Genomic DNA, 13,616 nt, shown 5'->3' with positions numbered 1-13,616 from the left:
CCTCGCTTCACCGAGGCACTATAGGCCCCTTTTACTTGTTGATACCCAACTGATCGCCGCGCTTGTACTGCTGATATGCAGCAAAAAACAGCCCCGACAGAGTAACAAAGATTAGACCCAGAACAATACCTGAAAGTAGCGGTTCTACCATGAGAGCTCCTTAACGTTAAGATTTAACAACCTGTTTTTAATATTACCAGCACTTATACAGATGAATTTTCGCAAAAACGCCCTTCAACCCTTCTCAAGGCTTGATCTCCCCGCTGGGAAGGATTAAGCTATGTTATGAGAAGTAAATTTTCTTGTAGATACTATTTTTAAATTGAACTCCTTTGAATCACCAACTTGCCAAAAATGAAATTAAGAACCCGATCGAGCGACTTGCTATATTTGCGATCGCGGTGTTGCTTGCCATCATATTGGCGAGTCTGACAATTCGTCAGTTTCAAATCGCCGATCCCTACGTCAAAAGCGTACTTTCCCTGACGGGAAACCAGCTTCAGGGTTCAGCCATCTTTCAAATGAACTGTGCCGGGTGTCACATATCCGTTGCAGACAGTCAAGTCGGGCCTAACTTGCAGCGAGTTTCCGAGCGCAAATCCCAATTTGAGCTGATCCGCCAAGTCACCAGCGGGCGAACTCCACCAATGCCGCAGTTTCAGCCGAGTCCGCAAGAAATGGCTGACTTGCTGGAGTATCTGGAACAAATTTGACCGCAGAATGGGAACGGAATTTCGTTTCCCTACTTCCGATTGTCTGGGTAAGGTGCGCGGCTTTTTTGAGATGCGGACTCAAGTCCTTTTGAGATGCGGACTGAAGTCCGCACTACGAACCTGCGTGCGGTTAATCGATCGCACAGGATATTAAACCTCAAACCCGCAGGGAAAGCAGGGGTTTCAACTCCTACCTCAAACTCAAAGTCCACAAAGCGTGGATTTAAGCAGGCTCAAAGACTTCAGTCTTTGAGCCTGTTTAAGTTGAAACCCCTGCGTGCTGGGGACTGCAGACTAAACCAGCAAGCTAAAACTGCTCGCCGATAGCTGTGTCGGAAGTACGCCCGCCACTACAGCTAAAATCTGGTCGCTGTTAGCAAGCCCGATCGCACTTGAGCCATTATTTTCAGTAATTGACAGTTGATTGAAGTCCAAGCCTCCCACCAACACAAGTGAATCAACTCCTGCGGTGAAGTTGAAAATAGTATCAATTCCCGCGCCGTCTGCCAAGATAAAACCATTGCGGCCAGATCCGCCGACGAGGGTATCGTTGCCAATACCTCCAAAGAGCAAGTCATCGCCGGTGCCACCAAAGAGCAAATCATCACCGTTGCCGCCAATTAAGGTATTGTTACCGTCGTTGCCGCAGAGAGTGTCATTGCCCTCATCGCCAAACAGCACGTCGTCGCCAGCGCCTCCCAACATTACGTCGTCGGCTTTGCCACCGTACAATAGGTCATCGCCTTCGTCGCCGCTGAGCGAGTCGTTGCCGCGATTGCCGTAAATCGTATCATTCGAGCGATCGCCAAAAATCAGGTCAAAGCCTTTACCGCCAAAGAGAGTGTCGTTATCGATGCCACCGTAGACAGTATCGTTGCCCGTATTGCCATTGATGTAGTCGCCGCCCTGTTGGCCAAAAATCAAATCGTTGCCGCCCAATCCGAAGATCGAGTCACTGTTGGCCGTACCGACGATCGTATCGTCGCCGTTAGGGCCGTTGATGACATTACCCCCAGAAGAATTGCCGAACTGATTAGAAATAGGGTTTCTGGGGAAGTCTGCAGGGCAAACCAAATCTGTCGGTACAGGTGAAGGCGTCGGTGTCGGTACCGGTGCCGGTGTCGGCGTTGGTGTCGGTACAGGTGTCGGCGCAGGTGCCGGTGTCGGTGCCGGTGTCGGCGTTGGTGTCGGTGCAGGCGCCGGTGTCGGTGCAGGCGCCGGTGTCGGTACAGGTATCGGCGTTGGCAAAGATCCAGGCGTCGGAGTCGGAGTCGGAGTCGGTGTCGGGAAGTTCCCGAAGTTGATGCCACTGACAATAGCACCCGAAGTCAGCGTGATGTCGGCGGGGTTGGGCGTGCTTTGGGTGAAACCAGTTTGGTTGACTTCCCGGACGCTGTAGGTTCCCGGCGTTAGGTTCGCGAACAAGTAGTTGCCGCTGTTGTCGGTGGTAGTAGTAACAGCAGGCGCAGCAGGAACTCCTGGGGTTGGAGGTACGACCTTGGTTAACTCAATTTGGAAATTGGGTAAACCCGGTTCTCCGGCTTCCTGAATGCCATTGTTGTTGCTATCTCGGAACTTCAGACCTCGGATCGTGCCCGGTTCCGGCAGAAAGTTGCCGAAGTCAATGCCCGCGATCGCATCTCCACCGGCCACCGTAATCGGGGCGGGGTTAGGCGTCGTCTGCGTCCAGCCGGTTTGCGGTACTTCCCTTACCTGGAAAGTGCCTGCAGGTATGTCTTTGAGAGTGTAGTTGCCCAGGGCATCAGTGATGGTAGTGGGTTCGCCCTGTTCAAATATGCCATCGGGATTGATACTGTCGAGGAATATTTGCCAGTTTTGCAGCCCCAGTTCTCCGGCATCCTTAACGCCGTTGTTGTTGGCATCATTGAATTTTTGACCGCTGATGGTGCTCGATCGGAAATTGCCGAAGTTGATATTAGCGATGTCTTGACCGCTGATGACAGTGATGTCGGCCGGGTTCGAGGTAGTTTGCGTCCAAGTAGGCTGGGAGACTTCCCGCACCTTGTAGGTTCCTGCTGACAAATCGAGGAATTTGTAATTGCCGGTGGCATCGGTGAGGGTGTTCGGTTCCCCGGTGTCCAGAGTGCCGTTGCCGTCAGTATCGAGGAATATTTGCCAGTTGGGCAGTCCTGTTTCTGCTGGCAAATCTTGGATGCCATTGTTGTTGAGATCGTTGAATTTGAGCCCGCTAATCGTGTTCGGCTTGAAGTTGCCGAAATTGTTGTTTTGGGAGTCGGTACCGCTGGTGACTGCGATCTTAAATGCCCCGGAAAGGGTAGGCGTGGCTGCGTCGGCGGGCGGCACAGTTTGCGTCCAGCCGGTTTGTCCAACTTCCCGCACTGTATAAGTGCCGGCTGGTAAGTTGGTGAACTGGTACTTACCGGTGACATCGGTAACGGTGGCGTTGATGCCAGTTTCTGCTGGTACTTGGTCTTGCACGCCGTTGTCGTTGGCATCCAAGTAAATTGTCCAGCCTCCTAGGGGTTCTTCTGCAGGCGCATCTTGCACGCCATTTTTGTTGAGGTCGTTAAATTTGATCCCGCTGATTTTGCCGAACTGGAAGTTGCCGAAGTTTTGACCCGTAATCGGGGTGTTGCTAACGGTGTTAATTGTATAAGAAGCCGGGCCGGCGGTTTGTGAGAAACCGGTCGGTACATCTTCTCTCACAAAGTACCGACCGATGCCAACGTTGGTAAAGCTATAAGTACCAGCAGCCGCAGGCGCTGTCCCGGTAACTTGACTGGCGACTTCGGTATCGCCGGTATCTAAAGTGCTGTTATTGTTAGTATCCTTCAACAAGCGAATGGTAGTGCCGTCGAGGGGGGTATCGTCGGCAGAGAAGCCGTCGCCTGTGAGGTCGGTGAATTTGGTGCCGCTGACGGTGATGTTTTGGAAGTTACCGAAGTTGAGGCCCGGAACGGTAGCATTAGTTATCGCTGCGCCGCTTTGGAGAGGGATGTCGGCAGGATCGGTTGAGGTTTGTGTGAAGCCTGTCGGCACGACTTCTCGGACGCGGTAGGCAGCACCCGCAGGCAGAGGTGGCAAGTTTGGAAAACTGTAATTACCAGTCCCATCAGTGGTGGTAGTACTGATCGTTGCCCCAGTGGCGGCGTTGAGTAAATTAATCGTAACGCCAGTAGTTGCTGCCAGATCTCCAGGATCTTGAGTGCCGTTGCCGTTTTTATCGTCAAATTTCAAACCGCTGATGGTCATCAACTGGAAGTTGCCGAAGTCTTGGCCCGTCGAGTCAGCAATACCTGTGGTGTAAGGAGCCGCAGCAGTGGGCAGAGTTTGCTGCCAACCTGTTACTGCTACTTCTTTAATTGGGCTGTTAGTCTTGGTGTCGGGGAGGGTGTAGTTACCGCCGATCGCAACGGTAGCCTGCTTTTCAGTAGCATCCGGCGCGTTGTTGTTATTGTTGTCTACATAAACAACAAAGCTTTGTGCTGGAGTTGTGCCAGTGGCATCAGTCCCATCTTTAACACCATTACCGTTAGAGTCGTTAAATTTCTGACCGATGACGGTGGGGCCGTATTCGTAAGCGCCGACGTCAACAGTGCCATTGACCGTGCGGGCATAGGCTTGACCGAACTCAGTACCCCGTTGGTCTGCGGTGAGGGCTGTCCCAGCCGTGTTGACGGCAAGGGCATTAGTACCAGCATTAAGGACGGTTGCAGGAATGGTTGCGATAGGAGCGCCGATCAGCGCGTGAGTCTGGGCCAAACCGCCGTTATTTTTCAATACAGGGTCGAGCCAAGGTACCGCAGCACCGGTGCCGATAAAGCTGGTGGTGTTAGTGGATATTCCAGTAACTTCACTTCCTGCTACTGAAGTATTGCCAACGATGAGGGTGTTGTTGAGAGTGAGAGTTCCGGCGTTGTTGAAAATTCCGCCACCGCCATTGCTGGCATTCAGCAGAGGGGCGACGACTACTGCGGGGTCGCTGGTGATCGTAGTGTTAGTCAGAGTTGCACTTGCAGCAAGCTGGTTAACAAAAATTGCACCGCCCAATCCCAAACCAGCCGTAGCAGTTCCACCGCCGGCAGCCCCACCTGTTGCTCTGCTGCTGCTAAAGGTGCTGTTGCTGACCTTCAAAGTACCGCTGTTGACAAAAATCGCTCCTCCCAGACCAGCGCCGCCACCGCCAGCACCGCCGGCAAGTGCTTCACCATTACCGCCATTGCCACCAGTCCCTGGTGTTACACCACTGCCGCCACCACCCACAGTACCTGTGGTGGGCCCTAGAGTACCGCCAGCACCGCCATTACCGCCAGGGGTTGTGATGCCGATCGCACCTGCCGCACCACCGGGGCCGCCGCCACCGCCCAGGGCACCAGCGCCGCCATTGCCGCCAGCACCCCGCAGGCTAGCAGCATCGCCAGCACTACCGCCAGCACCACCAGCACCGCCGCCGCCGCCGTTAACGCCAGCACCACCAGCACCGCCGGGGCCGCCAGGGCCTCCGGCACCAAAGCCAAGCCCTCCGGCACCGCCACTGCCACCTGCTGCTCCACCGCCACCATCTCCGCCTTGGCCGCCTTGACCGCCCGTAGTTGTGCTGGTAGCGCCTGTGCCGCCAGCACCGCCAACGGCACCAGAGCCAGGACTACCAGCAGTGGCACCGGTGCTAGTAGGAGTACCGGGGCCGCCTCCGATACCGCTGCCGCCTGAAGTGTTGAAGAATGCAGCTAAGCCACTGTTGCCACCCTTTCCGGTACTTCCGGCTGCACCCCCAGCACCGCCGATCGCTCGGTTGTTGCTGAAGGTAACATTATCAATGTTTACAGTGCCGCTGTTAATGAAGAGCGCACCTCCCAATCCTGCACCGCCGCCACCGCCAAGGGTGCCTGCAGTTCCCTGGGATAGACCATTGGCGATCGTCAGGTTAGAGAAATTAACTGCGGCGTTGTCAACAAAGAAAATTGGGTTGTTGCCACCGTCTATCGTAATCGCAGCCGTAGTGCTGCCAACAAAGTTTACCGGGGTTGCCAGCACAGGCAGAACTTGTCCCGCTGCAAAGGTGATAGGAGCAGTGATGTTGATATCATCAGCATCCGGCAGGACATTAGCAAAGAGGATAGCGTTCTTGAGGGTCGTAAAGTCGCTAGCAGTATAGGTCGCGAGTACCCCGCTATAAGCTTCTCTGGCTTCTTGGGAAAATGCCAATGCCGTCTCGATCTTCCCCGTAGTGACTTCGAGTTCCCAGTCTCCACCGAGGGCGGCACTACCGGTCAAATTATCTGAAGCCGCAACTTCCGCCCCGGTTAGCTGGCTCAGCCTTTCTACGAAGGCCACACCGACTTCTGTGGCGGCAACGTTGCAACCGTAAAGCAGAATTTCGGGTTTAGCTGTAGTTGAATAGTTCGAGTTTGCTTCGGCCGCTGGTAAAGCAAACCATGTTTCTAAATAATTGCGGTAGCTTTCAATATTGCTGAGATTGAGTTCTGTGGTTCCCAGTTGCAAGCTGGCTGCTGCGCCGTGAGACAAAATGTGGACGGCTGCAATGTTTTGCCGCTGTTTAAGTGTTTCGGCGATTTGCTCGATGCCGTCCCGATCGCCCTTGAGAATAATAACTTCTGTATCTGGATTTACAGTTTCTGTTAAACTTGCCCAATCTGTAACTTGTGAATCTGCAAAAACTATCTGGTGTTTCGGTTCTTTATAAAATTCCACGCTTAAATTCCTCTGGTACACGCACACATCAAATTCATATCACAAACCCCGCACACCAGCGATCGAGCTTTTTCCTGCGCCGGTGTTTATCGTTAGCGAAGCCGGCCTCTACGGGGACTGCGCCAACTAACAGGATAGCCCTTAATTTGTATCAATCAAATAGATATTGACAAAAACTTTCTTTTATGCTTTGCCAGCATAAAATGACTTAGTTTGATTGTTTAGAAGTTTTAAAGGGGGATATTGTTCCGGCTGTTACAAAAATCTTTGAAAGGAGCGGCGTGCTATTTTTGGATTTTCCAGAGATGGAGAATATACCAAATTTGATAAAAATTGTCAATCTAATAATTAACTGAGGGCGATATTTGTTTGTTAGTCAAGATTCATCAGTCACGGTGATTAGCTGTAAAGTGATGTTACCATGATTTTTTTCGGCTGAAAGATATGGATGCGCGATCGAACAACGCCGATAAAATTGGTTTGTAGTGAGAACCCACAGTTCTAGTTTTATGAGGACTCAAGTCCTCACTACAAACCTTTACCAAGTTTCTTCATCGGGATGATTGGAATTGCTCCATATTTCCACATCTAAATCGTTGAGATAAAACAGAGCACTTTCAATCTGTTGACTTGTACCGTTAAGTTCCAAATCAAACCAACCGTCATCCGAAGTTTTGACACCCAACAAAGCCGCATTAAAATTCACCGTCAAACCGTATTGCGAAATCAGGTTAGAAATGACAGGTTCCTGATGATATTCTTTAGGAACACGAATGCGAATGCGGGTTTGAGTTAATCTGGTGTCTCGTGAATCAGCGTGGGGGATATCTGATTCTTTGGTTTTGTGAAAATTGTCGCTCGATTCAAATTCAAATTCGCTATTGTTCTGGTTTAACATTTGAGGCTCCTAAGGTTTATTTCCGAGGTAAGGTGCGTAGTGTGCACCCTACATTTACAGATAGTTGCGATTGGTTTGTAATCGCAAAAACACATCATTATATTTGATTACTCAACCTCCTTGATGCTAGTTTTCTTTTCCAAAACCTCCTGAAGTACGAGAGTAACAACTGCTAACAATCCGAGAACTACCGCCGCAGAAAAAGCCGATTGCGTCGCATATTGCTTGTAAGCATCCTCTACAAATAAAGGCAAAGTTTGGGTTTTCTTAGCAATATTTCCCGACACCACAGAGACGGCTCCAAATTCTCCCATCGCTCTAGCATTGGTCAAAATTACTCCGTAAAGCAAGCCCCAACGAATGTTCGGTAGCGTGACATTCCAGAAAATTTGCCAATCATTTGCTCCTAAGGTTTTCGCCGCTTCTTCTTGATCGGTTCCCACTTCTTCCAAAACAGGAATTACTTCGCGGGCGACAAAAGGTAAAGTGACAAAAGCAGTTGCTAGTACCATTCCGGGGAAAGCAAAGATAACCTTAATTCCGGCACTCTCCAGCCACGAGCCGAACCATCCCAAGCGACCGTAAAGCAGTACAATCATTAAACCTGCTACTACGGGAGATACGGCAAATGGTACGTCTAAAATGCTGATTAAGAGTGTGCGTCCCGGAAATTTGTTGCGGCCTATAACCCAAGCTGCACACAAACCGAATACCGTATTTACAGGTACAACAATCAGAGTAATCAGCAGGGTGAGTTGTGCGGCTGATAGAAAATCTGGTGAGGTTAAGTTGCTCAAAAATGGATCTACTCCCTTTTTGAAAGCTTGGTAAAAAACGTTGAGAGCTGGAATAAATAAGATGAGACCGAGATAGGCGATCGCAATTCCTATCAACGTTGGTTTTACCCAAGTTTTTGCGTTTTTTCTAGCTGAACCACTCGGTGGAAAGTTGTACTCTTTCGATAAATTTAGATTAGCCGTCATAGCGTCTTCTCCATGATTGTAAGAGATTTATAGCGAATAACATTGTCAGGGAAATACCTAACATGAAAGTGCCAATTACCGTGGCTCCTGCATAGTCGTACTGCTCTAATCGCTGGAAAATTAAGACCGGGGCGATTAAATCTTTAAACGGTATATTAGAAGCTACTATTACAGTAGAACCGTACTCGCCCACCGCTCGCGAAAATCCGAGGGCAACTCCGGTTAAAATTGAGGGAAATAGTGGCGGTAAAACTACTCGCCAGAAGGTTTGAAATTGAGAAGCACCCAAGCACCAAGCTGCTTCTTCGATGTCTTTTTCCATTTCGTTTAAAACTGGCTGTACAGTCCGCACGATGAATGGTAAGGAAATAAATATCATTGCTACGCCTACGCCTAAGCGAGTGAAGGATATTTTGATTCCTAACGGTGCAAACAGCCCGCCTATCCAGCCGTTATCGCTGTAAACTGTGGCGAGGGTTAAACCTGCGACTGATGTCGGCAATGCAAAGGGTAAATCTACTGCTGCATCGACAATCCGTTTTAAGGGAAAGTCGTAGCGGACTAATACCCAGGCAATTAATGTGCCGAATACTCCGTTAATTAATGCGGCAATTAATGCGGTAAAAAAGGTGACATTGTAGGCGGAAAGGGCGATCGGGCTTGTGGCAATTTTCCAAAATTCACTGGGGTTTGCTGTGCTGGCTTTTACCAGCATGGCTGTGACTGGCAAAAATAGCATGAGGCTGAGGTAGCCTAGGGTGATTCCCCAAGGTAGGGTGATTTTGCCGATCGCTCTTTTGATGTTGGCGATCGCAGATTGAGGGTTGGTGGCTGGAGATGATACTGTCATAGGGTAATTTTTAACCGCAGATGAACGCTTATTTACTTGCTTTCAGGCAGAGCCTGGGAATGCCGAACTCAAGGCTCTGCCTTGCTTTTTGACGAAACAGCAAGTGAGGAAGATCGGAAAGCTTTACAGGGAGGCAGAGCCTCTGGATATGCGTTCCCAGGCTCTGCCTGGGAACGAGTAAATTCTGATTTGCTTAGCGTTTAATTGAACCTTGGATTTTGTCAAAAGTGGCTCCGTCATCAAAGAATTGCTTCTGAATTTCTCCCCAACCTCCTAAGTCTTGAGCTGTAAATAGGGTTTTGACGGGGGGATATTTTTGGGCAAATTCGGGTTCTTTGGCTACCGTGGCATCTATGGGCCGAAAACCTGCTTTAGCAAATTCTCGCTGAGCTTCTGGGGTGTAGAGAAACTTGACAAATGCTTCGGCGACTTCGCGGGTGCCGTGTTTGTCCACGTTTTTATCCACGATGGCGATCGGATTGTCGATCGACACATTCACGTCGGGAATAGTATAAGTCGGTTTTTCGCCTTTCTGAGATGCCAGAATAATCTCGTTTTCGTAGTTAATTAAGGCGTCACCTTGGCCTTGTTTGAAAAATACGTCGGTGGCTTCGCGGGCATCTTTGGTCAGGATGGGAACGTTTTTGTAGACTTTGCTCGTAAAATCTAATGCTTTGGTGTCATCGCCTCCGGTTTTGACAACTGAGCCCCAAAGTGCTAGGAAATTCCAGCGAGCCACGCCTGATGTTTTGGGATCGGCGGTAATCAATTTCACTCCGTCTTTGGCTAAGTCTTCCCAATTTTTGATGTTTTTGGGATTGCCTTCGCGGGTGACGATGGCTGCTACGGATTTGCTGACGATGCCTTCGTTGGGCACTTCTTTTTCCCACCCGGGCGCAATGAGTCCGGCTTTTTCGATTTTGGCGGTGTCGAGGGCGAGGGCTAGGTGTACGATGTCGGCTTCTAATCCGTCAATTACGGCTCGGGTTTGGGAACCGGAACCGCCGTAGCTTTGGTTGAAGCTGACGGTTTGCCCTTTTTCTTTTTGCCACTGTTCTACAAATTTGGGAATTATCGCTTCGTGGGCGGCTTTGGTGACGGCGAAGGAAACGAGGGTTAGTTCTATGTTGCCTTTGTTGGCTGCTGGGTTAGCACCGCCGGGAGTGGCTGCGGGGTTGCTGGGGGTTCCCTGCTGGCAGGATACAACGGCCAGACTTAAAGTTATTCCTACTAAAAATAGGGACAGGAATCTTTTGAGTGAAGTCAACGATCGATTTTTGGCTGCTGGTGGCTGTGGCGATCGGTGAAATTGTTGAGTTAGGTGTTGCCGCTGGCTCATTATATTGGTTCCTCTAGGAAAACTACGGTTTTTGGGTCGGAATACCGTAATTATGTTTGTGAAGTACGATTATAAACAGGCGCAAGTAAAAATAGCAACAAAAAAAATGAATTGGGGGAATTCGGGGTCGATCGACTATCCTCAAGTCTTACGCTCGGTGGTTTTGACTCAGATTCGCGGTAAAATGTAAACCGTATAAATACCATGATTGAGTCAAGGTGCTAAGCCTGCACGATAGGCCTTACGGATGCGCTGGCTGCTCTCCCAAATAAGCGCGATCGCGGTAAGAGTCCAGCCTTGGCGAATATGCCTCACTCGCCCGATCGCCCTTGAGTTAAAAAAAGTTTTGACTGATATGTCCTTACCCCGCCCCCTCTCAGACACGATAATTGAACTGTTGAAGCCTGTAGCTAGCGAATTGGGAGAAAGATTGGGAGCAAGCGCTGTTAACGAACGCTATGCAGAAATTGAGCCTTCGGCTGCTTCTTCGGCTTTGAACCAGCAAATCAAAAAAGACCCCCGCTGGATTAAAGCACAAGTGAAATATTTGCAGCGACAGCACAGCCGCGAACAAGAATTAATCGCGATCGCCAGCATAGAAGAAGAATGGGTAAAGGAAGAACGCGCCAATCGAGTTAAGGCACAAGAATTGAGAGATAAGCGGGCCATTAGCCGGCTTTGCCGCGAGTTAATGCGGGAGTTTCAATCAGAAGCAATTCGAGTTAAGCTGAGCCAAATTCAAACTATTTGGGACAAAGACAACTGGTTTTCTAATTTGAGCAGACAGGAAACCGAACAAATTTTGCAGCAGCAACAGCACCGATTGCTGCTGTTGGTTGCTCCCGCAAAAATTAGCCAAGATTGCCCGGATTCTTTTCGTCACAATCTAAATATCGAGCTGCCGGCTAAGTTGAGATCTTTTTTGAATCAGCACTACCCCCAGCACGGAGAATCTTGTCCGGTTCAATTTTACGGAGACTATTTTAAAAAAGCGATTTCTGATATTGATGTGGAGCGGTTGCAGACTGTTTTGTCTCCCGTGCCGACAGCTATATTGTACAGCGATATCAGCGATTATGAAGTCAATTTTCACCTTGGTTTTTGGGGAATCATCAATCAGAGCGTTTCTCTAGTGGCGATGCAGCCTTGGAATTGGGAAGAGGTTTATCAGCAGTTGGAAGCCGAGGGCAAAGATGAAAAGGTTAGTCTGCGGATTATTCGGCAAATAATTGTAACAATTCATAAGTTATTAGCGGCTTTTTTAGCGGATTTGTATTATTTAAATATTGATTTTACCCACGAACCTCAGCTATTCAAATTAGAGGCGGAATTTGCTCAAGAATGGTTTTCTAAAGATTGGGCTCAACCGTATATTGAAACTCTTAAAGAAATTCAGGAACAGCAGCGAATAGTCTATAAAGGAGAGATGCGGCGGTTGGCGCTGCGAGAGGCGAAAGCTAGGGCAGAAAGGAAGCGTTTGGAGGATCGGGAACTCAAGCACAGAGAGGAAACTGAGGAGGCATCTAAACGAGCGAAGGAATTAGCTCACCAATTGAAAAATCTGAAATGGCGGTGCGTATATACGTTGCCGGGACATTCATCGTTTGTGAATTCTCTGGCGATTAGTCCTGACAGTAAAATTCTGGCTAGCGGTAGTTGGGATAAAACTATTAAGATTTGGAATTTAGAAAAAGGGGAATTAATTGGCACTTTGACGGGACATTCCGATCGCGTAAATTCCGTTGCTATTAGCTATGACGGAAAAATGTTGGTCAGCGGCAGTTCGGATGAAACAATTAAGTTTTGGAATTTGTACAACGGCGATTTGCTGTGTACTTTTCCGGGACATTCTATGGAAGTGAATTCGGTGGCGATTAACCCGAAGGGGCAGATAATTGCTAGCTGCGGCGGGGCAGATAATACGATTAAGCTTTGGAATTTGCGGACTGGTGAGTTGCTGCGGACTTTGAGGGGTCATTCTAACAATGTGAATGCGGTGGTTTTTAGCCCGGATGGTAAGATATTGGCGAGCGGTAGTTCGGATGCGACGAGCAAGGTTTGGGATGTGGAAAGCGGTAAGTTGTTGCGGACTCTTTCGGGGGTGAATGTGGGGGTGAATTCTGTGGCGATCGCGCCGGACGGTCAAATTCTCGCTAGCGTCAGCAATGATTATACAATTAAGCTCCGGAATTTGCATACGGGCAGTTTGTTGCGGATTTTCAATTCTCATTCTGCGAGGGGAAAGGGTGTAGCGAATTTAGGGATGAATGAGGGGCTACATATTTTGCAGAATTATGTAAGTAGGGGCGATTCGGTTGCTATCAGTCGGGACGGTTTGACTTTGGCTAGCGGCTGCGATGATAATACGATTAATCTTTGGAATTTGCATACGGGGGAGCTATTGAGCACTCTTAAGGGACATTCGGGTACTGTATACTCGGTGGCGATCGCACCTTCGGGCAATTTGCTAGCCAGCGGCAGCGCGGATGAGACAATTAAGATTTGGCGCTGCGATTAGTCATTAGTCATTAGTCATTAGTCAGTAGTCATTAGTCATTAGTCAGTAGGGGCGGTGGATGGTGCGTGCCCGCCCTCCTGCCGTCATTAGTCATTAGTCAGTAGTTTAGACGATCTGCTGTGGCTGGGAGTCCGCCCTGTCGCGGCGATAAGTTCCACAACATTTACCTACGGGGGCGAGAAACCGGGTTTCTGGGAAAATTTGGGTTGAGTGACGAGAAATCTAGGAAGAAACCCGGTTTCTGGAGTCTGGGTGCGCGCCAGACTGCTAAATTCCTCTAATTCCGGTTCTGCCCTTACGGGGAGGGGTTTTGGGCGAATTTGAAAAAAAAGTTGGCTGGGGGGGTTGCGCTAATGACTATAAGTTTGCTATATTAAGTTTCACTGCTGGTGTAACTCAGTTGGTAGAGTAGCTGATTTGTAATCAGCCTGTCGCAAGTTCGAGTCTTGTCACCAGCTTTATAGCAGTTTTAAATCGAATGAAATATCGGATTAAATACAGTAGGGACACGGCAGTGCCGTGTCCCTATCTGATATGTGCTATTTTGTACCTTTGGGCGGGCTCGCGAGCCCAGCCCACAAAAGTTTCGATGAAAATAGGTGCACAAGTTAAATCTGCGAG

At 49.3% G+C, this 13,616-nt stretch carries 8 protein-coding genes and 1 tRNA gene; 3 read left to right on the top strand and 6 right to left on the bottom strand.

Annotated elements, in window-relative coordinates; genetic code table 11:
- Positions 1-31 precede the first annotated feature (31 nt).
- The gene (gene petG / locus QUA97_RS02415; protein WP_015174208.1) at positions 32-151 is read right to left on the bottom strand and encodes a cytochrome b6-f complex subunit V; all 120 of its coding nucleotides are present in this window, start codon (positions 149-151) and stop codon (positions 32-34) included.
- Between the two features lie 181 nt (positions 152-332).
- Here petG and QUA97_RS02410 point away from each other — a divergent pair, with 181 nt between their 5' ends.
- Positions 333-713: a c-type cytochrome gene (locus QUA97_RS02410; protein WP_194068100.1), complete on the top strand. Its 381-nt coding sequence runs from the start codon at positions 333-335 to the stop codon at positions 711-713.
- 294 nt (positions 714-1,007) lie between these two features.
- Here QUA97_RS02410 and QUA97_RS02405 read toward each other — a convergent pair whose 3' ends face one another.
- The 5 genes from QUA97_RS02405 to QUA97_RS02385 form a co-directional block, all read right to left on the bottom strand.
- On the bottom strand, positions 1,008-6,407 hold the full coding sequence (locus QUA97_RS02405; protein ID WP_333192727.1) for an SdrD B-like domain-containing protein: 5,400 nt from the start codon (positions 6,405-6,407) through the stop codon (positions 1,008-1,010).
- 538 nt (positions 6,408-6,945) lie between these two features.
- The gene (locus QUA97_RS02400) at positions 6,946-7,305 is read right to left on the bottom strand and encodes an NIL domain-containing protein (RefSeq protein ID WP_194068098.1); all 360 of its coding nucleotides are present in this window, start codon (positions 7,303-7,305) and stop codon (positions 6,946-6,948) included.
- 107 nt (positions 7,306-7,412) lie between these two features.
- Positions 7,413-8,288 carry a sulfate ABC transporter permease subunit CysW gene (gene cysW / locus QUA97_RS02395; RefSeq protein ID WP_194068097.1) on the bottom strand — a complete coding sequence of 292 codons (876 nt, stop codon included), beginning with the start codon at positions 8,286-8,288 and terminating at the stop codon, positions 7,413-7,415.
- Positions 8,278-9,138 carry a sulfate ABC transporter permease subunit CysT gene (gene cysT / locus QUA97_RS02390; protein WP_194068096.1) on the bottom strand — a complete coding sequence of 287 codons (861 nt, stop codon included), beginning with the start codon at positions 9,136-9,138 and terminating at the stop codon, positions 8,278-8,280. Before cysT ends, cysW begins: the two co-directional genes overlap by 11 nt.
- 193 nt (positions 9,139-9,331) lie before the next feature.
- Positions 9,332-10,477, bottom strand: a complete 1,146-nt coding sequence (locus tag QUA97_RS02385; protein WP_194068095.1) for a sulfate ABC transporter substrate-binding protein — start codon at positions 10,475-10,477, stop codon at positions 9,332-9,334.
- A gap of 247 nt (positions 10,478-10,724) precedes the next feature.
- Between QUA97_RS02385 and QUA97_RS02380 the strand changes: the two genes are divergently transcribed.
- Together QUA97_RS02380 and QUA97_RS02375 are read left to right on the top strand one after the other, a co-directional pair.
- Entirely contained in the window at positions 10,725-12,995 is a 2,271-nt protein-coding gene (locus tag QUA97_RS02380) for a serine/threonine protein kinase (protein WP_228050066.1), read from the top strand.
- A gap of 385 nt (positions 12,996-13,380) precedes the next feature.
- A tRNA-Thr gene (locus QUA97_RS02375) sits at positions 13,381-13,453 on the top strand.
- The last annotated feature ends 163 nt before the right edge of the window (positions 13,454-13,616 follow it).

This window comes from Microcoleus sp. CZ3-B2, assembly GCF_036705055.1.
GTDB lineage: Bacteria > Cyanobacteriota > Cyanobacteriia > Cyanobacteriales > Microcoleaceae > Microcoleus.
Note: the sequence above shows the minus strand (reverse complement) of the source record. Positions and strands in the feature narration are given on the sequence as shown.

Coding starts and splice junctions, on each gene's coding strand:
- QUA97_RS02380 (WP_228050066.1), top strand. CDS start 10,725: ATGCGCTGGCTGCTCTCCCAAATAAGCGCGATCGCGGTAAGAGTCCAG.
- QUA97_RS02400 (WP_194068098.1), bottom strand. CDS start 7,305: ATGTTAAACCAGAACAATAGCGAATTTGAATTTGAATCGAGCGACAAT.
- petG (WP_015174208.1), bottom strand. CDS start 151: ATGGTAGAACCGCTACTTTCAGGTATTGTTCTGGGTCTAATCTTTGTT.
- cysT (WP_194068096.1), bottom strand. CDS start 9,138: ATGACAGTATCATCTCCAGCCACCAACCCTCAATCTGCGATCGCCAAC.
- QUA97_RS02385 (WP_194068095.1), bottom strand. CDS start 10,477: ATGAGCCAGCGGCAACACCTAACTCAACAATTTCACCGATCGCCACAG.
- cysW (WP_194068097.1), bottom strand. CDS start 8,288: ATGACGGCTAATCTAAATTTATCGAAAGAGTACAACTTTCCACCGAGT.